This is a genomic window from Salmonella sp. 32031103-2018-00083-FB-01-SM-01, from assembly GCF_017571995.1.
Taxonomy (GTDB): domain Bacteria; phylum Pseudomonadota; class Gammaproteobacteria; order Enterobacterales; family Enterobacteriaceae; genus Salmonella; species Salmonella enterica.
In genome coordinates this window covers 24,052-46,414 of the sequence record NZ_JAGEQL010000001.1, presented here as the reverse complement: position 1 = coordinate 46,414, position 22,363 = coordinate 24,052, and the positions used below count along the sequence as shown (strand labels likewise).

The 22,363-nt window shown below is 50.4% G+C and carries 16 protein-coding genes and 1 pseudogene; 5 read left to right on the top strand and 12 right to left on the bottom strand.

Translation table 11 applies throughout. The annotated features are described in order from the left end of the window. Positions 1-34: 34 nt before the first annotated feature. From lpxK to J4614_RS00135, 10 genes are all read right to left on the bottom strand, one after another. Positions 35-1,012: a tetraacyldisaccharide 4'-kinase gene (gene lpxK / locus J4614_RS00180; protein WP_023207985.1), complete on the bottom strand. Its 978-nt coding sequence runs from the start codon at positions 1,010-1,012 to the stop codon at positions 35-37. Continuing rightward, a complete protein-coding gene (gene msbA / locus J4614_RS00175; RefSeq protein ID WP_000551246.1) occupies positions 1,009-2,757 on the bottom strand; it encodes a lipid A ABC transporter ATP-binding protein/permease MsbA in 1,749 nt (582 codons plus the stop codon). The genes lpxK and msbA overlap by 4 nt, the downstream gene beginning before the upstream one ends. Positions 2,758-2,793: 36 nt before the next feature. Then, positions 2,794-5,058 carry a ComEC family protein gene (locus J4614_RS00170; RefSeq protein WP_208293019.1) on the bottom strand — a complete coding sequence of 755 codons (2,265 nt, stop codon included), beginning with the start codon at positions 5,056-5,058 and terminating at the stop codon, positions 2,794-2,796. 229 nt (positions 5,059-5,287) lie between these two features. Further along, positions 5,288-5,572, bottom strand: coding sequence for an integration host factor subunit beta (gene ihfB, locus J4614_RS00165; RefSeq protein ID WP_000167332.1), 285 nt, complete (start codon positions 5,570-5,572; stop codon positions 5,288-5,290). A gap of 155 nt (positions 5,573-5,727) precedes the next feature. Next, positions 5,728-7,401 (bottom strand): 30S ribosomal protein S1, encoded by a 1,674-nt coding sequence (gene rpsA / locus J4614_RS00160; RefSeq protein WP_000140324.1) that lies wholly within the window; start codon positions 7,399-7,401, stop codon positions 5,728-5,730. 113 nt (positions 7,402-7,514) lie between these two features. Beyond that, positions 7,515-8,198: a (d)CMP kinase gene (cmk, locus tag J4614_RS00155; protein WP_000125007.1), complete on the bottom strand. Its 684-nt coding sequence runs from the start codon at positions 8,196-8,198 to the stop codon at positions 7,515-7,517. A gap of 172 nt (positions 8,199-8,370) precedes the next feature. Beyond that, positions 8,371-9,132 carry a M48 family metallopeptidase gene (locus tag J4614_RS00150; RefSeq protein ID WP_000792301.1) on the bottom strand — a complete coding sequence of 254 codons (762 nt, stop codon included), beginning with the start codon at positions 9,130-9,132 and terminating at the stop codon, positions 8,371-8,373. A 142-nt stretch (positions 9,133-9,274) separates the two neighbouring features. Beyond that, positions 9,275-10,558 (bottom strand): 3-phosphoshikimate 1-carboxyvinyltransferase, encoded by a 1,284-nt coding sequence (aroA, locus tag J4614_RS00145; RefSeq protein ID WP_001528800.1) that lies wholly within the window; start codon positions 10,556-10,558, stop codon positions 9,275-9,277. 70 nt (positions 10,559-10,628) lie between these two features. After that, positions 10,629-11,717: a 3-phosphoserine/phosphohydroxythreonine transaminase gene (serC, locus tag J4614_RS00140; RefSeq protein ID WP_001604263.1), complete on the bottom strand. Its 1,089-nt coding sequence runs from the start codon at positions 11,715-11,717 to the stop codon at positions 10,629-10,631. 185 nt (positions 11,718-11,902) lie between these two features. After that, the gene (locus tag J4614_RS00135; RefSeq protein WP_000642868.1) at positions 11,903-12,595 is read right to left on the bottom strand and encodes a DUF421 domain-containing protein; all 693 of its coding nucleotides are present in this window, start codon (positions 12,593-12,595) and stop codon (positions 11,903-11,905) included. A 136-nt stretch (positions 12,596-12,731) separates the two neighbouring features. Between J4614_RS00135 and ycaO the strand changes: the two genes are divergently transcribed. From ycaO to pflB, 3 genes are all read left to right on the top strand, one after another. Further along, complete coding sequence (gene ycaO, locus J4614_RS00130) at positions 12,732-14,492, top strand: 30S ribosomal protein S12 methylthiotransferase accessory factor YcaO (protein ID WP_001604262.1); 1,761 nt, start codon at positions 12,732-12,734, stop codon at positions 14,490-14,492. Between the two features lie 404 nt (positions 14,493-14,896). Beyond that, positions 14,897-15,754, top strand: coding sequence for a formate transporter FocA (focA, locus tag J4614_RS00125; protein WP_000642539.1), 858 nt, complete (start codon positions 14,897-14,899; stop codon positions 15,752-15,754). 59 nt (positions 15,755-15,813) lie between these two features. Continuing rightward, positions 15,814-18,096 carry a formate C-acetyltransferase gene (pflB, locus tag J4614_RS00120; RefSeq protein ID WP_001292803.1) on the top strand — a complete coding sequence of 761 codons (2,283 nt, stop codon included), beginning with the start codon at positions 15,814-15,816 and terminating at the stop codon, positions 18,094-18,096. A gap of 71 nt (positions 18,097-18,167) precedes the next feature. Here pflB and sopD2 read toward each other — a convergent pair whose 3' ends face one another. Continuing rightward, positions 18,168-19,127, bottom strand: coding sequence for a type III secretion system effector SopD2 (gene sopD2, locus J4614_RS00115; RefSeq protein WP_001145572.1), 960 nt, complete (start codon positions 19,125-19,127; stop codon positions 18,168-18,170). Positions 19,128-19,257: 130 nt separating this feature from the next. On the opposite strand from sopD2, the pseudogene J4614_RS21950 reads away from it, so the two are divergent. Both J4614_RS21950 and pflA read left to right on the top strand, forming a co-directional pair. Then, positions 19,258-19,584, top strand: a pseudogene (locus J4614_RS21950) (cytoplasmic protein). Positions 19,585-19,702: 118 nt separating this feature from the next. Further along, a complete protein-coding gene (gene pflA, locus J4614_RS00110) occupies positions 19,703-20,500 on the top strand; it encodes a pyruvate formate lyase 1-activating protein (protein WP_000067928.1) in 798 nt (265 codons plus the stop codon). A gap of 291 nt (positions 20,501-20,791) precedes the next feature. Here pflA and J4614_RS00105 read toward each other — a convergent pair whose 3' ends face one another. Beyond that, positions 20,792-22,213 carry an amino acid permease gene (locus J4614_RS00105; RefSeq protein ID WP_001134264.1) on the bottom strand — a complete coding sequence of 474 codons (1,422 nt, stop codon included), beginning with the start codon at positions 22,211-22,213 and terminating at the stop codon, positions 20,792-20,794. Between the last annotated feature and the right edge of the window lie 150 nt (positions 22,214-22,363).

The following is a 22,363-nucleotide window of genomic DNA, read 5'->3' as shown; positions in this document are numbered from 1 at the left end:
CATAAATTCATCACTGCCGCAGCATTGGGGTACGCTAGCGAACCAGCGAGGTGATATGTTCAAGCAACTTATCAGGCTGCTCACCGGACAAACGCGCATCAACCGGTAAGAACCACCAGTTATCTTCGGCAAAAGCACGGCATTTCACCGCGTCTTTTTCCGTCATAACCAGGGTCTGCCCTTCACCGACCAACGCCTGAACGTCAGCAGGGGCGAGCGTTTGATGATCGGCCAGCGGGACGCACTTTTGCGGATGCGCGCCACAGGCTTCCAGCGTCGCGAAAAATCGCGGCGGATGACCGATGCCCGCCATCGCCACAATATTGCTCAGTTGCGCCACATCGCAACGCGCTCCCGTACGTAAGTTCACCGCCAGTCCAGGCGTTAGCTGCATGGGGATTTCGCCCGCCCGGGCGACGCCGCCATTCACGATAGCGGCATCCACGGTTTTCAGGCGACTGGCGCGTTCGCGCATAGGACCGGCAGGAAGCCACCAGCCGTTGCCAAAACGGCGCACGCCGTCAATCACCACAATTTCAATATCTCGCGCTAGTCGGTAATGCTGCAACCCATCGTCGGTGATAATAATCTGCACATTATGCGCCGCCAGAATCGCTTTCACCGCCGCGGCGCGTTCAGGCGCCACCGCGACAGGCGCGCCGGTCCGTTGATAAATCAATACCGGTTCATCTCCCGCTTCTGCGGTTGTCGTCTCCGGCGTCAGGAGCAGCGGATAAGCGGCAGCTTTCCCGCCGTAGCCGCGGGAAACGACCCCCACGCGCACGCCACGCTGTTGCAGCTTTTCCACCAGCCAAATGACTACGGGTGTTTTACCGTTACCGCCAGCCGTAAGATTCCCTACTACAACCACCGGTACCGGCGCTCGCCAGGCGCGTTTAAAACCAAGCTTATAGCTCAGACGAATCGCCCCGCTCACCAGGCCATACAGCCAGGAGAGCGGCAGCAGTAACCGCCATAGCGGGGATTCACCAGACCAGATACGCGCAATCATTGGCCAAATTGCATCTTATGTAGCTGGGCGTAAACGCCGTGTTGCGCCAGCAGCTCGCTATGAGTGCCGCGCTCAACGATAATGCCGTCTTCGACCACAACGATCTCATCCGCCTGTTCGATGGTGGAGAGACGATGCGCAATCACCAGAGAGGTACGGTTTTTCTGCAGCTCATCCAACGCTGCCTGAATCGCACGTTCAGATTCGGTATCCAGCGCAGACGTAGCTTCATCAAGGATCAGAATCGGACTGTCGCGCAGTAAGGCGCGGGCAATCGCGATACGCTGGCGTTGACCGCCGGAAAGCAGTACGCCGTTTTCGCCGATGATGGTATCCAGGCCATTATCCATCTTGTTGATAAAGTCCATGGCATAGGCCATGCGCGCCGCCTCTTCAATCTGCTCGCGGCTATATTCTTCCGTCCGGGCATAAGCAATGTTATTGGCGACCGTGTCGTTAAACAGATGCACGTTTTGCGAAACCAGCGCCACCTGATTACGTAGAGAGGCCAGAGTGTATTCGCGTAGATCGTGACCATCCATGAGGATGTGTCCTTCATCAATATCGTAGAAACGGGTGATCAGACTGGCGATAGTTGATTTACCCGATCCGGAACGCCCCACCAGCGCCACGGTTTTCCCGGCAGGAATTTTCAAATTGATGTTACGCAATGCCGGCACTTCACGGCCCGGGTAAGTAAACGTCACATTGCGGAATTCGAGATCGCCGGTCGCGCGGTCAATGACACGTTTACCTTCATCTTTCTCCTGTTCGCTGTCCAGAATCGCAAACAACGTCTGACAAGCCGCCATCCCACGCTGGAACTGCGCGTTAACGTTTGTCAGCGATTTTAATGGACGCATCAGCGCGATCATGGAGGAGAACACCACGGTGATGGTCCCTGCCGTCAGGCTATCCATTACACTTGGGAAGCTCGCAGCATAGAGAACAAACGCCAGCGCCAGCGAGGCAATGAGCTGAATGATAGGATCGGAAATTGACGAGGCAGAGACCATTTTCATACCTTGCAGTCGCATCTTATTGCTGACTTTATCAAAGCGTTTAGTTTCGACTTCCTGACCGCCGAAAATCAGTACCTCTTTGTGTCCTTTTAGCATTTGTTCAGCGCTGGTAGTCACTTGTCCCATCGTGTTCTGCATATTTTTACTGATGCTGCGGAACCGCTTTGAGACAACGCGAATCGCAATCGACACAATCGGCGCTAAAACAACCAGGATGATCGACAGCTGCCAGCTGTAATAGAACATCATGATAAACAATCCGATGATCGATGCCCCTTCACGCACCACGGTAATCAGCGCGCCAGATGAAGAAGAGGCAACCTGTTCTGAATCGTATGTAATACGCGACAGCAGCGTACCAGTAGACTGTTTATCAAAGAAGGCGACGGGCATTCCCATCATATGGCCAAACAGGCGACGGCGCATGGTCATTACCACCTTGCCTGACACCCATGAAATACAGTAGCTGGAGATATAGCTAGTGATGCCTCGTAATATCATCAGCCCAATAACCACCAGCGGCATCCACAGCAACACTGAGCGATCCGTTTTACCGAAACCATCATCCAGTAATGGCTTGAGGAGCGATAGCATGAAGGTATCGCTGGCTGCGTTGAGAATTAACGCTATGCCCGCCACGATCAGACCTGCTTTAAAAGGCGCTATGGTTGGCCACAGTCGGCGGAAGGTCTGCCACGTAGAGAGATCTTTATCGTTATGCATTCAAAAAACCAGCATTTGTTGAAATAGCCGCATATTCTACCCGTTATCCTCGGACACGCCAAACCACTGATGATACCAGCGAGGTAAAATTTGATCCCGCAAGCCTTGTATGCGCCAGCCCTGCGGAGAAAACCGCAGCGAAATTTGCCCCTGGTGGGGTGTATCAAACCACTGATACGCCTGTTGTCGGTAGCGCTGTTTTACCTTGCGGGACGGCAGCCGCCATGCGTTATAGCGCGATGCGGACGCCAGCGCCGCTTCACCATGTGCGCGCTGAATAAATGGTAGCGACGACGACGTATTACTACCATGATGCGGCACCTGGATAAACGTCGCCGCAAGATGTCGCCAGTAACGACTTAGCATTTTTTGTTCAGCGCCCGCTTCGATATCGCCCGTGAGCAGGATGCTATGTACACCGTCATCCACTTTGACCACACAAGAACGGTTATTTCCTCGATCGGCACTTTCGCGTAACGGCCAGTGCGCCTGAAACGTTAGCCCCTGCCATTGCCACTGCTCGCCGCGAAAACAGGGCAAATGTCCCTGCCAGCCTAACGGGCTGCGAATCCACATTGACGGCCAGACCTGCTGTAGCGAACGCAGCCCGCCCCGATGATCCAGATGCTCATGACTCAAAATAACGCCCTCCGGCGTCAGATTATGCCAGCGCAACCAGGGAATAATAACCTGTTGCCCGCTGTCGCCCTCCGGCCATGCCCGACCGGTATCGTAGAGTATTACTTTATCGCCCCTGACGATCGCTATCGCCAGCCCCTGACCGACATCCAGCATATGCACCTGCCATCCGCTGGCGTTTATTGGCCGCCAGAGTGGCCAGCTCATCAACAATAACCCGCATAAACAGACCGCCGGCCAGGTACGCCAGACGTTTAATCGCCACGCGATAAGCGTTAGCCAGGGCAAAAACGTCAGCCACTGCCAACGGTTATCAATATTCACCCAGCCCTGCGGTAAAGCATTCAACAGGTAAAATAGCGCGGCTAACGCGCGATCGGTCAGGTACCATACCCACTCTTCAAGAAAAAACGGCCCGGTTAAATGCAGAATCATTCCCGCCAGGATGAGCGGAACCGTCACAAATGTGACCCAGGGTACGGCAAAAAGATTCGCCAGCATTGCGGTAACGCTTATGCCATGAAAAAGCGCCACCTGGAGAGGCAAAAGCAGAAGTGTAATGCCTGCCTGTAGGTGAAGCAGGTTAAGCAACCAGCGTAAGCCCCGTGGAAAATTCCCGTTTGGCGCAGGAAACCACTGATACCAGAATAACAGGCCGGCAACCGCAAATGCTGACAGCCAAAGACTTTGTGATATAACCGCCACAGGATCGGCGAAAATAATCGCGGCCAGACAGCAGCACCAGACTTGCCAGCCGCTCCACTGTCGTCCGCTTAATTTTAATCCTCCCCAGACGCTCAGTGCCGCCACCGTGCGCAGCGCAGGCGGTTGTAAGCCGGTAAGCCAGGCATAACATATCGCGCAAAGAATGCCGCCCAGCAATGGCGTCTGCCAACGAATCCATCTGACCGGCAAAAAGAATTGTCCGCCACGGATTAATCCGGCAGCCAATAACGCGGCAAAAGCGATATGCAGGCCGGAAATCGCCATCAAATGGGCAGTCCCCGTATCGCGCATAACGGCCTTCACCTCCTGCGACACCTCTCCCCGCTCCCCCATTCCCAACGCCAGAATAACCTGTTGCCACGGATAAGGCGCAAGCGTAGCGCGAAGCGAAGCAAGATAGCGCCCACGCAAGCTACACTCAGGGTTAATCGCTTTAGCCTGTAGAAAACGCCCGGTCAATGGTTGGTGCTGCGCCAGCGCGTAACGTTGGCTATCAAAACCGCCTTCGTTAAGCTGTCCGTGTACCGCTCTGACCTTCAGCGTCATCGCCCACTGTTGCCCGGCACACACTTCCGTGGGTAAGTACTGGCCATGCAGGACAATCCCTACAGCAGGAAAGAGCGGCTTTCCGCGCAAATGGGTGATTCGCCCATAATGAGTGGTCATATGATCGGTGGCAGTAATGACGACTGTCGCCTCCTGCGTCGCGGCGGGCAGGACGTTTCCCGCCCAGATGGCCTGCCTGGCGGCAAATATCCCCCACATGAAAAAGAGCAAAGTTAATGCCGCGTAGCGCGCATAGTGATGGGGTATGAGGCAAAGCAAACATGCCAGACAAAACAGCACCGCGAGAATCCACGTGTCAGGTAATACTGGCAATATCATGAGCGGAAGTATGCCGCATACTACGCATACGCTGACCGTCGTTATCTTCATAGACACCTCCCTGTGCGGGAAAGTGTGCAGGTTCAGGACGCCATTGTCTGGAGGGGATTTTGTACTATACGGCGCGGATTCCAGGTTTTTTACCTGATAAATGTAAGACGCAGCAAAAAATGCGAAACGTTTTCCAGTTTTCGGTCGAATAGCGTTTGCGCCTGACGGCGTATAAATGAAAAAAGCACCCTGGAGGTGCTTTTTTCGGGTTCAAGTTTTGCGTTAAAACTTAACCGTAAATATTGGCGCGATCGCGCAGTTCTTTACCCGGTTTAAAGTGAGGAACGTATTTTCCTTCCAGTTCCACTTTATCGCCGGTCTTGGGGTTACGTCCGGTACGAGGCGCGCGGTAATGCAAAGAAAAACTGCCGAAACCGCGGATTTCAATACGCTCGCCCTGCGCAAGAGTCGAGGCCATATGCTCCAGCATCTCTTTTACCGCATCTTCAACCGCCTTAGCGGGAATGTGAGATTGCTGGGTTGCAAGTCTTTCAATCAATTCTGACTTGGTCATGATTCCTCCGGTTCCTTAAAGGCAAATTGGCTGCAGCCGTGAGATTGATTAAGGGCGGCCGTAGCCGCCCTTAGTGCTTGATTACAGGCCGAAACCTGCAATCTGTCAAGTAATCTCGTTATACTTCGGACTAAAAGGCCCGAAGTTTCAGAGGATTACTCGCCTTTAGCTGCTTTGAATGCTTCAGCCATTGCGTTGTTAGAGAAGTTTGCATCTTCCTGTTTGTTAACAGTTGCGATGGCATCTTTCTCGTCAGCTTCGTCTTTCGCACGAACAGACAGGCTGATTGCGCGGTTTTTACGATCAACGCCGGTGAATTTAGCTTCAACGTCGTCGCCAACGCTCAGAACCAGAGTCGCATCTTCAACGCGGTCACGGGATGCTTCAGAAGCACGCAGGTAACCTTCAACGCCGTCAGCCAGTTCTACGGTTGCGCCTTTCGCGTCAACTGCAGTGACTTTACCGGTTACGATAGCGCCTTTCTTGTTCAGAGCAACCCAGTTGTTGAACGGATCTTCTGCGAGCTGTTTAACGCCCAGGGAGATACGTTCACGTTCTGCGTCAACCTGCAGAACAACTGCAGCGATTTCGTCGCCTTTTTTGTATTCACGAACTGCTTCTTCGCCTGCAACGTTCCAGGAGATGTCAGACAGGTGAACCAGGCCGTCGATGCCGCCGTCCAGGCCGATGAAGATACCGAAGTCAGTGATAGACTTGATTTTACCTTCAACGCGGTCGCCCTTGTTGTGGGTTTCTGCGAACTGCTGCCACGGGTTAGATTTGCACTGCTTCAGACCCAAGGAGATACGACGACGTTCTTCGTCGATATCCAGAACCATCACTTCCACTACGTCGCCAACGTTAACCACTTTGGACGGGTGGATGTTTTTGTTGGTCCAGTCCATTTCGGAAACGTGAACCAGGCCTTCAACGCCTTCTTCGATTTCAACGAAGCAGCCGTAGTCGGTCAGGTTGGTCACGCGACCGGTCAGTTTGGTACCTTCCGGATAACGTTTAGCGATAGCTACCCACGGATCTTCGCCCAGCTGTTTCAGGCCCAGGGATACACGGGTACGCTCGCGGTCGAATTTCAGCACTTTCACGTTGATTTCGTCGCCAACGTTCACGATTTCGCTCGGATGCTTAACGCGTTTCCAGGCCATATCAGTGATGTGCAGCAGGCCGTCAACGCCGCCCAGATCAACGAATGCACCGTAGTCAGTGAGGTTCTTAACGATACCTTTAACTTCCATGCCTTCCTGCAGGTTTTCCAGCAGCTGATCGCGTTCTGCGCTGTTTTCGGATTCGATAACGGCACGACGAGAAACCACAACGTTGTTACGTTTCTGGTCCAGCTTGATTACTTTGAATTCAAGCTCTTTGCCTTCCAGGTGCAGAGTGTCACGCACCGGACGAACGTCTACCAGAGAACCCGGCAGGAACGCGCGAATACCGTTCAGCTCAACAGTGAAGCCACCCTTAACTTTGCCGTTGATAACACCGGTAACAGTTTCAGCATCTTCGTAAGCTTTTTCCAGCGTGATCCATGCTTCGTGACGTTTAGCTTTCTCACGAGAGAGCAGAGTTTCACCGAAGCCGTCTTCTACTGCATCCAGAGCAACGTCAACTTCGTCACCAACCTGGATTTCCAGTTCGCCCTGGGCGTTTTTGAACTGCTCAGCCGGAATGGCAGACTCAGATTTCAGACCGGCGTCAACCAGTACTACGTCTTTGTCGATAGCAACAACAACACCACGAACGATGGAACCCGGGCGGGTTTCGATTTCTTTTAAGGATTCTTCAAAGAGTTGAGCAAAAGATTCAGTCATGTTTAATCTTCAGGTTTCATATTTAACGTCCACCTGGCTCCGTGCCGGATGGGGTTGTTTAACATACCCGCTGTCAATCCTTTGCAACGGGGGTACTACAAATTCGGTCGCATTTAAGCGAGAGCCAATTTTTGGCGCGCATATTGTAACGCTTTTTCAATCACTTGCTCAATGCTTAATCGGGTAGAATCCAAAACTAATGCATCAGCAGCAGGAACTAACGGCGCTACAGCGCGATTACGATCGCGATCGTCGCGTTCCTTTATCTCGGCCAAAAGGCGTTCAAAGTTAACACTAAAGCCATTCTCCTGCAACTGTAGCATACGTCGATGCGCACGTTCCTCCGAGGAGGCGTCAAGGAAAATTTTTACCGGCGCATCCGGGAAGACCACGGTCCCCATATCGCGTCCATCGGCGATTAAACCAGGCGCTTCGCGGAATGCACGTTGGCGGCGAAGAAGCGCTTCACGCACGCGTGGGAATGCCGCCACCTGGGATGCCGCGTTCGCGACTTCCTGCGTACGGATTTCGCCGCTAACGTCCTCGCCTTCCAGGATAACTTCCAGGTTGCCGTCCGTTGAGACGAAACGCACGTCCAGATGGGACGCCAGCGGCACCAGCGCATCTTCAGAGGCGAGATCGACATGGTGATGCAATGCCGCCAGCGCCAGTACGCGGTATATCGCGCCGGAATCCAGCAGATGCCATTGCAATGCTTCCGCCATTGCTTTGCACAAGGTGCCTTTACCTGCACCGCTTGGGCCATCAATGGTTATTACCGGGGCAATTGCCGTCATCTTTATCTCCTTAAACAGGCGTACCGTTAACGTAAACGCCGCGCATTATACGCGCCAACGCTCGCGACCGTTAACGTTGCGTGCAAAAACCAGTTTTGTCTGTAATCAGATGCGGAATAATTGCGCAATTATAGCGGGCCGGCGAGAAACCAGCCCGAAAGATGACAATGATTTACTTTTTATCTTCGGCAATTCTGTCGCGCATATGCTGCGCGCGATCGGCTGAAGCCGGGTGGGAGTCCATCAATGATTTTGCATGACCTGCGTCCATTGTGGCGAATTTATCGAATGCCGTGACTAAGCCCTGGGTGTTAATCCCGCGTTTTTTCAGCAGATCGTAAGAGAAATCATCCGCATCCGACTCCTGACTGCGAGAAAACGCCGAATTGATGACGCCTTCCGCCAGATCGCCCAATTGAGACTGGGAAAGCTGCGCTGCGACACCGCTGGTGGCGGAAATCGCATCGCGAGCCGCCAGCGTGGCATAGGCGGTCTGCATTGCCTTGCGGGAGTGTCCTAAAGAGACATGGCCCAGTTCATGGCCCAGTACGCCTTCAATTTCATTATCGGTCATCAGATCCATCAGGCCGGAGTATACGCGAACGCAACCGTTCGCCATCGCCCATGCGTTGATATCGCTGGTCATATAGACTTTATAGCTAACCGGCGTACCGTCAATGTTGTTACCCAGCGCTTTGGCGATTTTGCTCAGACGTTTGGTGTATTTGCTTTTCGAACCTGCCAGTTGATTCTCGCTGTCCATTTGTTTACAGGCATTATTAGATAATGCCTTAACATCCGCATCGGACAGTGTGGCGGCTTTGTAGGCTGACATGCCGGAACTGGCGATTAAATTGCCATTCACGCCATTTTTACATCCTGCCAGTAGCGTAGCGGAAATCGCCACCGCCAGTAATAATGATTTATTTTTCATACTAATCTTCCGTTGATAACTATTATAAAAAACACATAAATCAATGTGTTAAATCATCAACAAATTAGCATTAGTCATAATTATAAAAATAGTGCGAATACGGACTCGGCGCGCCAGCCCGTCGACTGGCGCAACAGAAGACTTAGGCAGGCGTACTCATTCGCGCCAGTTGTTCGAAATAATCAGGGAACGTTTTTGCGGTACATTTAGGGTCCAGGATCGTGACTGGCGTATCGGACAGTGCGACCAGTGAGAAACACATCGCCATACGGTGGTCGTTGTACGTGCCAATATCCGCGTGTTGGAGCTTCGCCGGCGGCGTGATACGAATATAGTCGTGCCCTTCTTCGACTTCAGCGCCCACTTTACGTAGCTCGGTCGCCATCGCGAACAGGCGATCGGTTTCTTTCACTCGCCAGTTATAAATATTGCGCAACGTCGTGGTTCCTTTCGCAAACAGCGCCGTGGTGGCAATCGTCATCGCCGCATCCGGAATATGGTTCATATCCATATCTATGGCGTGCAATTCGCCGCGCGTGCAGGCAATAAAATCATCGCCCCAGGTAATGGTCGCGCCCATTTTCTCCAGCACATCGGCAAAACGAATATCGCCCTGCATACTTTTGCGACCAATTCCGGTCACTTTTACCGTGCCGCCTTTTATCGCCCCGGCGGCGAGAAAATAGGACGCTGACGAGGCATCGCCCTCGACCAGATAGCGACCCGGAGAGTGATACTGTTGACCGCCCTTCACGACAAATTGTTGGTAGTGGTGGTTCGCTATCTCCACGCCAAAGGTTTTCATTAAATTTAGCGTGATATCGATGTAAGGTTTTGATACCAGTTCGCCTTTAACGCGAATAATTGTGTCTTCAGGCGCCAGCGGCGCCGTCATCAGCAGAGCGGTCAGGAACTGGCTGGAAACGCTACCATCAACCTCAATGTCGCCGCCGGTAAAACCGCCGCGCAGACGCAGGGGCGGATAGTTTTCCTGCTCCAGGTAATCAATATTCGCCCCACCCTGACGCAGCGAATCGACCAGATGGCCTATCGGACGCTCTTTCATACGCGGTTCGCCGGTTAACACTATCTCATTTTGCCCCAGACATAGCGCTGCCGCTAACGGACGCATCGCGGTTCCGGCATTACCGAGAAACAGTTCCAGAGCGCCTGACGCGCGTAATGGGCCGCCATTACCCGTGATATCACAGCGGGTGCGATCGGCAGAAAGGGTGTAATTGATCCCCAACGCGCTCAGGGCATTGAGCATATGGCGGACGTCATCGCTATCCAGCAGATTCGTCAGAACGGTTTTACCACAAGCTAAAGCCGCCAGGAGCAAAGCACGGTTTGAAACACTTTTGGAGCCAGGTAAATTAATGGCGCCATCGACCCGCGCGATAGGTTGTAACGTCAGGGATTCCATGAAACTCAACTCTCAAAAAACAGAAATAAAAACCCCACAGACTGGCCGTGGGGATGAAAAAAGAAACGTATTAGCCGTGGCGACGCTCAAAATCGATCATGAAATCGGTCAGCGCTTTCACCCCTTCAATCGGCATGGCGTTATAGATAGAGGCGCGCATACCGCCAACAACACGGTGCCCTTTTAAGGCGTGCAGACCGGCGGCGAAAGACTCTTCCAGAAAGACCTTGTCCAGCGCATTGTCCGCTAACTGGAACGGAACGTTCATCCGCGAACGGTTGGCCTGTGCGACATCGTTACGGTAGAAATCGCTGTTATCAATCACACCGTACAGCAACTCCGCTTTTTGCTGATTGATTTTGTGCATCGCCGCCACGCCGCCCTGCGCTTTCAACCATTTGAACACCAGGCCGGAAAGATACCAGGCGAAAGTCGGCGGCGTATTAAACATCGAGTCGTTATCATTCAGGACGGTGTAGTCGAGAATGGACGGGCAGCTCTCATGCGCCTTGCCTAACAGATCTTCCCGGACGATAACCAGCGTCAGTCCTGCCGGACCGATATTCTTCTGCGCGCCAGCATAAATTACGCCATAGCGAGAGACATCCAGCGGCGCAGACAGGATGGTAGAAGAAAAGTCCGCCGTGACGACCACCTCCGGGCCAAAATCCGGCATTTCATCGATGGCGATGCCGTCAATGGTCTCATTCGGGCAATAGTGTAAATAAGCGGCGTTATCGGAAAGCTGCCACTCGCGCATCGGTTTTACGGCACGTTTGCCGTCAACGGTGATTTTGGCGTCGATAATCTGCGGCGCACAGTATTTTTTGGCTTCTTTGATGGCGCTCGCCGCCCAGTAACCAGCATCGACATAATCCGCCGTGGTTTTATCGCCCAGCAGATTGAGCGGCACGCCAGCAAACTGCCCGCGACCGCCGCCGTGACAAAATAAGACTTTATAGTTGGAGGGGATATTAAGGAGATCGCGAAAATCCTGCTCCGCCTCTTCAGCGACCTGGATAAACTCTTTGCCTCGATGGCTAATTTCCATTACCGACGTACCAAGACCGTGCCAGTCACGCAGTTCCTGTTGCGCCAGTTTAAGTACTTCCGCCGGTAGCATCGCCGGACCTGAACTAAAATTAAAGACCTGAGCCATTTCCCCTCACCACGCTGCATTGTTTCCTGCCTGACAGACATCAGGCAAACGTTATTCATGTGAATATCGGTTTTATCATTCAGTGACACGCGCCGCAATGGGTAAAACAATGCGAGGAGAAAATGCGGCATGCGTCACGCAACAGAATCTTCCGGATTAACCGTATAAATCCGATATTTTCGCTGTTAAACAACGCGTTTAGCCCGGCTTGCCTTCGTCCATTCTGGATTTGCGCAGCGCGGACATAATTGCTTTTCCCCGACGTTCATGCGTATCACTTCACTGCAACGTACGCAGGCATAGTCGCCAGCCTCCGGCGCCACGATAAAGCGTGGCGTACAGTGCTCAGGAAGAATGCTTAACCCCGGCTTAACGTCTTTATTTTCAAAGAAATAGACGCTGATTTGTCCGTTTGTCTCCAGGATGGCCAGTCTGACCTGCCCCAGTTGCTCAACGCCATTCAAGCGAAGCTCCATAAAAAACTCAAACTCCGTCATGTTTGAGCGCTGCAGTTTTTCCCACGCCAGTTCGCCGTCTTCAACAATGACCACCGACTTGCCTTCCAGCAGATCTTCCAACTTTTCACTATGCGCCATCAGCCACATGACCAGGCGATAGAGCAGCGCCAGGGTGATGAATACCACCAGAACAGGGAGCATCGGAACGTCATCATAAAACGCGACGTCGCCTGCCGCCGACCCCAATGTCAAAATGATCAGCACTTCAAAAAGCGACATTTGCCGTACGCCGCGTCGTCCTGTCACCTTTAAGAAAAGAAACACCAGAACAAAGGTGTAAAAGCTACGCAGCGCCACTTCCCCCAAAAACGCTACCGGCACGTTATCCAGCGCCATTCGTTGCAAATCAAATGCTTTCATTTTTTATGCTCTTCCTGTGAATTCCAGTGTAAAAGCATAGCCAATACTTTTATTTCCGCCGACGTCCCGGCGAGATAGCGCCCGTCACATAAAACCCGTATCATTGCGCGCTTTCCGTACGACAAAAGTGATTTTCATGACGCAAACATTTATTCCCGGCAAAGACGCCGCGCTGGAAGACTCCATCGCCCGCTTCCAGCAAAAGTTACTCGACCTCGGCTTTCACATCGAAGAGGCCTCCTGGCTGAACCCGGTGCCAAACGTCTGGTCAGTGCATATTCGCGATAAAGAGTGCGCGTTATGCTTTACCAACGGAAAAGGCGCGACCAAAAAAGCGGCGCTGGCCTCGGCGCTGGGCGAATACTTCGAGCGTCTGTCAACCAACTACTTTTTTGCTGATTTCTGGCTGGGTGAAACCATCGCCAACAGCCCGTTCGTGCATTATCCGAACGAAAAATGGTTCCCGCTGACGGAAGACGACGACGTACCGGAAGGCTTGCTTGATGCCCGTCTGCGCGCGTTTTACGATCCGGAAAATGAACTCACCGGAAGCCAGTTAATTGATCTTCAGTCCGGCAATGAAGCACGCGGCGTCTGCGGCCTGCCATTTACCCGCCAGTCCGATAACCAGACCGTGTATATTCCGATGAATATCATTGGCAACCTGTACGTCTCTAACGGAATGTCCGCCGGCAATACGCGTAATGAAGCCCGCGTTCAGGGACTGTCGGAAGTCTTCGAGCGTTATGTGAAAAATCGCATCATTGCGGAAAGTATTAGTCTGCCGGAGATTCCCGCAGAGGTGATGGCGCGTTATCCGGCGGTAATGGAGTCAATCGCCACGCTGGAAGCCGAGGGTTTCCCGATTTTCGCCTATGACGGCTCGCTGGGCGGTAAGTATCCGGTTATCTGCGTCGTGCTGTTCAACCCGGCTAACGGTACCTGCTTTGCTTCTTTTGGCGCCCATCCTGACTTTGGCGTTGCGTTGGAACGTACAGTGACCGAACTACTCCAGGGACGCGGTCTGAAAGATCTTGATGTCTTCACCCCGCCAACGTTCGATGATGAAGAAGTCGCGGAGCATACTAATCTGGAGACCCACTTCATCGACTCCAGCGGCCTGATTTCCTGGGATCTGTTCAAACAGGACGCCGATTACCCGTTCACGGACTGGAGTTTCTCCGGCACTACCGAAGAAGAATTCGCCACGCTGATGGCCATCTTTGCTGCTGAAGATAAAGAAGTTTACATTGCCGATTACGAGCATCTCGGCGTATACGCCTGTCGTATTATCGTACCGGGAATGTCTGATATTTATCCTGCCGAAGATCTGTGGCTGGCCAACAACAATATGGGTAGCCATCTTCGTGAGACTCTGCTTTCGCTGCCCGGTAGCGCCTGGAATAAAGAAGACTATCTCAATCTGATTGAACAATTGGATGAAGAAGGTTTTGACGATTTCACCCGCGTGCGTGAACTGTTGGGTCTGGCGACCGGAGCGGACAATGGTTGGTATACACTGCGCGTCGGCGAATTAAAAGCAATGCTAGCGTTAGCGGGCGGCGATTTGGAGCAGGCGCTAATCTGGACAGAATGGACGATGGAGTTCAATTCGTCGGTCTTTAGTCCGGCACGCGCAAACTATTACCGTTGCCTGCAAACGCTGCTGCTCCTGTCGCAAGAAGATGCGCGTCAGCCGCTGCAATATCTCAATGCTTTTATAAAAATGTATGGCGCAGAGGCTGTAGAAGCCGCCAGCGCCGCGCTTAGCGGTGAAGCGGCTTTTTATGGACTACCGGCTGTCGACCACGATCTACAAGCGTTCCCGGCGCATCAGTCCTTGTTAAAAGCGTATGATAAATTACAGCGCGCGAAAGCGGCATACTGGTCAAAATAAGGCCATATGAGTGACTTAGGGTAGGTTTACCCTCTCGGCTGCGTTATATTACGGGGCGCCTTTGCGGCCCCGTTTTATTTATTTTCACTAAACGGCGAAAAATGTAATAACAAGGTTAAATATTGGTTGTTGATATTAAATTAATTGACATAGTGATGTTACTTTATTTGTTGATTACTCCATATTAATTAACCGTGCAGCAGGAGGAGTCAGGAAAAAATTCAACTCTATTTATAATTTTTAAAATTTATTTTTATTAGGATAATCAAAAAGTTACACCGTAATTGCATAAAAGCCATGCGACTTACGGGCCTATAAGCCAGGCGAGATATGATCTATATCAAATTCTCATCTATAATGCTTTGTTAGTATCTCGTCGCCGACTTAATAAAGAGAGAGTTAGTGTGAAAGCTGACAACCCTTTTGACCTTTTACTCCCTGCAGCAATGGCCAAAGTGGCTGAAGAAGCAGGCGTCTATAAAGCAACGAAACATCCGCTTAAGACTTTCTATCTGGCGATTACCGCCGGCGTATTCATTTCAATTGCCTTTGTTTTTTATATTACTGCGACAACCGGTACTGGCGCGATGCCTTATGGCATGGCGAAACTTATCGGGGGTATCTGTTTCTCTTTGGGACTGATTCTCTGTGTTATTTGCGGCGCTGATCTTTTCACCTCTACTGTTCTGATCGTTGTAGCTAAAGCTAGCGGTCGCATCACCTGGGGGCAACTGGCTAAAAACTGGTTAAACGTCTATTTTGGTAACCTGATTGGCGCTCTGCTTTTCGTGTTACTGATGTGGCTTTCCGGCGAGTATATGACTGCCAACGGTCAATGGGGACTTAACGTCCTGCAAACCGCCGACCACAAAATGCACCACACTTTTATTGAAGCTGTCTGCCTCGGTATTCTGGCGAACCTGATGGTTTGTCTGGCCGTGTGGATGAGCTATTCAGGTCGTAGCCTGATGGACAAAGCGTTCATCATGGTACTGCCCGTCGCCATGTTTGTCGCCAGCGGTTTTGAGCACAGTATCGCAAACATGTTTATGATTCCTATGGGTATTGTAATACGCGATTTCGCTACACCGGAGTTTTGGACCGCAGTCGGTTCGTCTCCGGAAAGTTTTTCTCACCTGACCGTGATGAGCTTCATCACTGATAACCTGATTCCGGTCACGATCGGTAATATTATCGGCGGTGGTTTGTTGGTCGGGTTGACATACTGGGTCATTTACCTGCGTGGTAACGAGCATCATTAATCTGTTGATGCCCATTACACGCAGTAAATAAAAAATCCACTTAAGAAGGTAGGTGTTACATGTCCGAGCTTAATGAAAAGTTAGCCACAGCCTGGGAAGGTTTTACCAAAGGTGACTGGCAGAATGAAGTAAACGTCCGTGACTTCATTCAGAAAAACTACACTCCGTATGAGGGTGACGAGTCCTTCCTGGCTGGCGCTACTGACGCGACCACCAAGCTGTGGGACAGCGTAATGGAAGGCGTTAAACAGGAAAACCGCACTCACGCGCCTGTTGACTTTGACACCTCCGTTGCTTCCACCATCACTTCTCACGACGCTGGCTACATCAACAAAGCGCTTGAGAAAATTGTTGGTCTGCAGACTGAAGCTCCGCTGAAGCGTGCGATTATCCCGTTCGGCGGCATCAAAATGGTTGAAGGTTCCTGCAAAGCGTACAATCGCGAGCTGGACCCAATGCTCAAAAAAATCTTCACCGAATACCGTAAGACCCACAACCAGGGCGTATTCGACGTTTATACTCCGGACATCCTGCGTTGCCGTAAATCTGGCGTTCTGACCGGTCTGCCGGATGCGTATGGCCGTGGCCGTATCATCGGTGACTACCGTCGCGTAGCGCTGTACGGTATCGACTACCTGATGAAAGACAAATTCGCGCAGTTTACGTCTCTGCAATCCGATCTGGAAAACGGCGTAAATCTGGAAGCGACTATCCGTCTGCGTGAAGAAATCGCTGAACAGCACCGCGCTCTGGGTCAGATCAAAGAAATGGCGGCTAAATACGGCTGCGATATCTCTGGCCCGGCGACTAACGCTCAGGAAGCAATCCAGTGGACTTACTTCGGTTACCTGGCTGCGGTTAAATCTCAGAACGGCGCAGCAATGTCCTTCGGTCGTGTATCCACCTTCCTGGATGCGTACATCGAACGTGACCTGAAAGCAGGCAAAATCACCGAGCAAGACGCACAGGAAATGATTGACCACCTGGTCATGAAACTGCGTATGGTTCGCTTCCTGCGTACTCCTGAATATGATGAACTGTTCTCCGGCGACCCGATTTGGGCAACTGAATCTATCGGTGGTATGGGCGTTGATGGCCGTACTCTGGTTACCAAAAACAGCTTCCGCTTCCTGAACACCCTGTACACCATGGGGCCGTCTCCGGAACCGAACATCACCGTTCTGTGGTCTGAAAAACTGCCGCTGAACTTCAAGAAATTCGCCGCTAAAGTCTCCATCGACACCTCTTCTCTGCAGTACGAGAACGATGACCTGATGCGTCCGGACTTCAACAACGATGACTACGCTATCGCATGCTGCGTAAGCCCGATGATCGTTGGTAAACAAATGCAGTTCTTCGGTGCGCGTGCAAACCTGGCGAAAACCATGCTGTACGCAATCAACGGCGGCGTTGATGAAAAACTGAAAATGCAGGTTGGTCCGAAATCCGAACCGATCAAAGGCGATGTTCTGAACTTCGACGAAGTGATGGATCGCATGGATCACTTCATGGACTGGCTGGCTAAACAGTATGTCACCGCGCTGAACGTTATCCACTACATGCACGACAAGTACAGCTACGAAGCCTCTCTGATGGCGTTGCACGACCGTGACGTTATCCGCACCATGGCGTGTGGTATCGCAGGCCTGTCCGTTGCGGCTGACTCCCTGTCTGCCATCAAATATGCGAAAGTTAAACCGATTCGTGACGAAGATGGTCTGGCTATCGACTTCGAAATCGAAGGCGAATACCCGCAGTTTGGTAACAACGACGCTCGTGTAGATGACATGGCGGTTGACCTGGTAGAACGTTTCATGAAGAAAATTCAGAAACTGACCACCTACCGTGGCGCTATCCCGACGCAGTCTGTTCTGACCATCACTTCTAACGTTGTGTATGGTAAGAAAACTGGTAACACCCCGGATGGTCGTCGTGCTGGCGCGCCGTTCGGACCAGGTGCTAACCCGATGCACGGTCGTGACCAGAAAGGCGCTGTCGCTTCTCTGACCTCCGTTGCTAAACTGCCGTTTGCTTACGCGAAAGATGGTATTTCTTATACCTTCTCTATCGTTCCGAACGCACTGGGTAAAGACGACGAAGTTCGTAAGACTAACCTGGCAGGTCTGATGGATGGTTACTTCCACCACGAAGCGTCCATCGAAGGCGGTCAGCACCTGAACGTCAACGTCATGAACCGTGAAATGCTGCTGGACGCGATGGAACATCCGGAAAAATATCCGCAGCTGACCATCCGTGTATCTGGTTACGCAGTACGTTTTAACTCCCTGACGAAAGAACAGCAGCAGGACGTTATTACTCGTACCTTCACGCAGACCATGTAATGGGTTTGACTGAAATTACGCTATAAAAAGCGTACAAAAAAGGCTCCATGTCAGTGGGGCCTTTTTAATTTTTATAAAAGCATATTTCGACAACCAGAATTTTTACTTATAAATAAAGTGTTATTATGTGATCTATATATTCTTCTCAGAATAGCATCAATTTCTCTTTTATTATTTTGATAATCATCATAATCCTTATTTAATACATCAGAAAACAGCATGGTGTTAGCTTCTGTAAAATCACATGACAATGACGGCATATATCCATGTAGCAGATAGATAAGTGTTGGATGAAACATATCAAACAGGACTTCTCCCTCTAATTCCCAGTAACCTATTTTACAAAATTGGGTAGAAATCTCAAAAGACCCCATTTGGAGACAGCGTAGTTTATCCATCTCATCCTCAGTAAGCGTACCATTCCATTCAACACATGCCATTTTTCGATCTTCTCCAGATCGCATAAGCTTATAAACTTCATCCTTAATTTCATCATCTTCATTAACTTCCTGCCTAAGTTTAAAAGCAAAGTTTTCTAATAATTCTGGATAGCAAGCAATTTTTTCTCCATACTTAATACATACTTTAAAAAACAACTCTTCTTCATCTTCTTCCATCACTTTAAAAATACAGTTTTCTGAAACATTGAGGATACGATGCAAATTACATTTATCAATAACCTTGCCATCAATCTCAAATGAAACTTGTGTCTGACTCACATCAAAACGCATAACAAAGCGGTCTTGTTGAGATGGATTAGCATATTGTTTTAATTGTGCAAAGGCATATATCTTCTCCATGCCGACTGTATCAACATTAAGGTCAGCTTGATTTTCACGTTCACATCCATGGATGAGTGTATATAATACCTCCAGCACCTCTCTTTTTTTGTGTGTTCTGAAGCAGTCCTTAAATCTATCCCATACCCCCATGTATAGCGCTTCTTCTTTGTCAGAACTCATCAAACGGACTAGCCGTGAAGCATTAACTTCATAGTTATGACGATTACCAAAACTTAACGTAACTGGCATAATAACTCCTTTGATTATTTACCGCGAAAGCAAAATTCAATCCGTTGCTCTCATTTTTTGATTAAAGCCACACTCTATTTAAGAGATTGAATCAGTCCGGCTTTAGAAATAACATCAGATTTAGACCTGATTGCATGTTGAATGCGGCGCCAGGCGCTGGACAGCGCATAACGTTCTTTGGACACATCTGAATTATGTTGAGAATTATTTTCGTTCTGACCACAACAAAACGGCGCCAACCATTTGAAAAAAGAGGCGGATCATAAACAGCAAAACCAGGGCGCTATGGATGATACACTTGCAGTATGTATTGCGGTTCGGGCGTTACGAGCTGATGAATGAGCCAGAATTTCTGGTGGTGCAAGTTATACAGCATAGATTTGCCGTATATTTTATACTGAATAGAGGTAAAATAGCTCCATTGCAGCACATTCTGGAACAGCCACACATTCTGTAGTCCAAAATTTACGCTCGCAGTACCGCTTTTTTACAGGATGCAACCCCCTTACCAGGGTGCTCAACATGCCCGGAATGTGTCCATAAACCCCATGTTATTTAGAGCTAGCCGAAGCGATATGAGTAACTTAACCGATTGTATTACAAATGAAAGTGTTGCAGTAACTGCTGATAAAAAGCCGGTTATTGGTCGCATTCACTCCTTTGAATCCTGTGGCACCGTTGATGGCCCAGGCATCCGCTTTATTACCTTTTTCCAGGGCTGCCTGATGCGCTGCCTGTATTGCCATAACCGCGACACATGGGATACGCATGGCGGTAAAGAAATCACCGTTGAAGACTTAATGAAAGAGGTGGTGACCTATCGGCATTTTATGAATGCTTCTGGCGGCGGCGTGACGGCATCCGGCGGCGAGGCCATTTTGCAGGCAGAATTTGTACGCGACTGGTTTCGCGCCTGTAAAAAAGAAGGTATCCACACCTGTCTCGACACCAACGGCTTTGTGCGCCGTTATGACCCAGTGATTGATGAACTGCTGGACGTTACCGATCTGGTGATGCTCGATCTCAAGCAGATGAATGATGAGATCCACCAGAATCTGGTCGGTGTCTCTAATCACCGGACGCTGGAATTCGCTCAGTATTTATCAAAGAAAAATGTGAAGGTCTGGATCCGTTACGTTGTCGTTCCCGGCTGGTCTGACGACGATGATTCCGCGCATCGCCTGGGTGAGTTTACCCGCGATATGGGGAATGTCGAAAAAATCGAACTGCTGCCCTATCATGAGCTGGGCAAACATAAATGGGTGGCAATGGGCGAAGAATATAAACTGGATGGCGTGAAGCCGCCTAAAAAAGAGACCATGGAGCGTGTGAAGGGCATTCTTGAGCAGTATGGTCATAAAGTGATGTATTAATCGCCTGCTATCTTATCCGCTTTTAAACGGCTACCCGTGACGGTAGCCGTTTTGCTGTCTGGATAACGCTCTTACCGCTAAAATACCCGACTCCGCCGTCAGACAGGCCTGGTTAACAATATTGCGCTTACCAGGTATTAAATACAGAGTCGCTTATCTGCTGCTGGGTTGAAGGTCTGACAACTATTGCTGACCCGGTGCCTGTTAATACCATGGTCTCCGCCTGGAACCCAGGCACCTGTGACCTTAAAAGGCGCTCGCCTGACAGGAGCGCCGTGGAAAAGAGCGTCGTTATGTGTTTCTACGCGCCAGCAGTGGGAAAATTAATCCCAACCCGACCAGGACAAAAGGCGTCACGATGTTCAACGTCAGCTGGAATGTCCACTCCGGTGTGAACGCCTCCATTTTGGGGAAAATACCGGTAAGGCAGGCAAACGCGGTGAAGGCAAAACACCATATTCCCACAGTTAACGCCAACGCCCGGTTGCGAATAAACACATATTCGGGTTTGTACTTTTGCGCCAGTCGAATGACAGCAATAAAGGCGACAAATACCCACAGATAGCGCAGCGGCATAACAACTGAGTTGAGATTAAGCAGCCATTTGTACAGGTTGTTCATATCGCCGATGCCAAGCGTTGGCAACATAATCAAGATAGCGACCAACACCAATGTCAGCAAATAACCGTTAACTGGCGTACCTGAAGCGTTAGTACGACATAAGCGCTGCGGGATATATTTACTGTCTGCATCACCCAGCAATACTTTTAGTGGCGCATCAATAGAAAACACCAGCGCGGCGATTTGCCCCAGAGTATTGGCAATGGCATAAATCACCATTAATGAATTACCCATATGGTAATACTCACCCAATTTCTGGAATGCATAATATTGCCCATTGGTCATTAAATCGTCAGGTATATGCCGGGAATCAAACATCATTCCCATCGCCAACGAACCGAGGATAGCGCAGACCGCAACCATGACGGCTAAAAAGAGCATCCCCTTCGGAAATTCTTTTCCTGGATTCCGCGTCTGGTTAACGTAAGGCGAGATCTTCTCTGCCCCACCAACCGCAAAAACCAACATAGAGATGGTGGTGATATAGGTAAAATCGATATGAGGAATAAATGACTGCCAGGTGATGTTAGTGGTCGCAATTTCAACGTTTGTAATTGCTGGCGCGGTCACTGCCATCACAACATATAAAATTGACATGATAAACATGGCAATCCCGGCCACAGACCCAACAACCTTTAGCGATTTCATCCCCCTGGAAGCAACCCACATAAAGAAAACAAACAATGCCAGCGTCAGCCCCTGCAAGGCAACGACGGTATATTCTTTTATCAACGAGCCGTCGCCTTTTAAAGCCCATCCCAATGCAATGAGTATCGCCTGCGGCTTTTGCGCCAGGTAGGGAATATGCACGACCCAATAAGTCCATGCCGCAAGGTAAGCCAACCCCGGCCCCATCGTATGCTTAATCCAGGTACTGACGCCCCCTTTTCCCTCTTTGAAGGTTGAGCCCAGTTGCCCCACGATTAAGGCATAAGGAATAAAATAGAGCGCAAAAATAAACACCCAGGAGAAGACAACCACTAACCCCTGGTTAGCATAATTATTGACAACATTGCCGAATCCCCAAACGGTAATAAACGACATCAGGGCGATGTTGTACCATCGCAACTGTTTTTCCTGCACATTCGGCATAACGTGATCCTTCGTGAACACAATGCTATTACTATAAATGAAGCGGGGAATTATGCGCGGTAAAGACGAAGAGAGAAAATAGAGGAGCGCAAAATTATAACCTTCGGCACATTTTATTTTTCAGTAAAGCAAGAAAATTATGCAGGTCAA